The organism is Vulcanococcus limneticus LL, assembly GCF_002252705.1.
Taxonomy (GTDB): Bacteria; Cyanobacteriota; Cyanobacteriia; order PCC-6307; family Cyanobiaceae; genus Vulcanococcus; species Vulcanococcus limneticus.
In genome coordinates, this window is record NZ_NQLA01000138.1 from 1 (window position 1) to 1,242 (window position 1,242).

Annotated in this window: 1 pseudogene; it reads right to left on the reverse strand. The window is 63.0% G+C overall.

Annotation, left to right across the window (positions count from 1 at the left end):
* Positions 1-18: 18 nt before the first annotated feature.
* Positions 19-1,193, reverse strand: a pseudogene (locus CJZ98_RS19270) (ISAs1 family transposase).
* Positions 1,194-1,242: the final 49 nt, after the last annotated feature.

Consider the following 1,242-nt stretch of genomic DNA (forward strand, 5'->3'; position numbering starts at 1 on the left):
CAGGGCTGATTCAAAGTCTTAACTCGAGCTTGGTTCTGGCTTTCTCATCGCCATCGCCAGTAGCGCCGTGATGTCGTGAGTTACGGCTTGCATGCCGGCCCTGATCGACTGAAACCCAGCCAGCCGCAACAGGTTGAGGGCTGCCGTTCTGAGCGTGGCCATCGCCCCAGCTCCATTGCCCCGGTAGCGGTGGGCATCCTCATGGAGCTGGGTGTCGCGAATCCAGTGCCAGCCCTCAATGCTCCAGCGGTCCCGCACCAGTTGCAGCAGGGCTTCTGGGGTGGTCCGCAGGCTGGTGAGGAATCGGTGCGTGGCTTTGAACGGCTTGCCGCCGCGGGTGCCGATCGCGGTCACCTCCACGATCCAGCTGGTGCCGCTCCAGGTCTCGCGGATGTGCTCCGGTGCCTGTTTGGCGCGGAGCATCCAGGTGATGGCACGACCATGACCCTCCTCGAAAACACTTGCCTCGACAGGGATGTGGCGTTTCCCCTGGAACTGGCTCCTGATCTGGCGATGCAGTGTCTTTTGGTTGGCTTTCACCGTCAGGAGGAAGTCGGCCCCCTGCTCCTTGAGCTGTTGAAAAACGGGCGCTGGGTATGGAGCGCATCTGCCTGGATCAGCACCCCCTCCAGGTCGAGCTCGCCCAGCAGCTGTTTCAGCACTGCCCGCTCGTGGTTCTCACCGGTGGCATAGCAGGCCTGGCTGATCGCCACACCCAAGGCCGCCGAGTACAGCGTCACCTGGGCGATGAACGCTGAGCCGCCACCAGGCGTGGGCTCGATCGAGCCCCGCAGCGTCTTGCCATCACAAATCAGTTGGTCCAGTTCCGTTGCACCACCAGGGATCTGGGCGATCGTCCAGTCACGGATCGCCGTGCAGAGTGCCGCCACATCCACCTGCAGGAAGAAGTAGCGGAACGCCGAATCCGATGGGGGCCGCCGCAGTTCAAGACCAAGCGACTTGGTGAGCGCGGCGTGGTGACGGCGAGCAAACCGCTCCAGATCCCGCAGGCTCTGGCAACCGCTCAGGATCCCGAGCACCGCCACCAGCAGCAGATACCAGGCCGGAATGCGGACCCCACGCCGCATGCGGGCATCCGGTATCGCCTGCAGGTAACTGATCAGATCAAGATCAGTTGCGGCAGAGGCGATTTCGGGCACAGGGAGGAGGCGATACCACCGACCAAACCCCATGCTGGCAGCTCAGGCCAGAGCACCTGTGACACACTTTGAATCAGCCCTG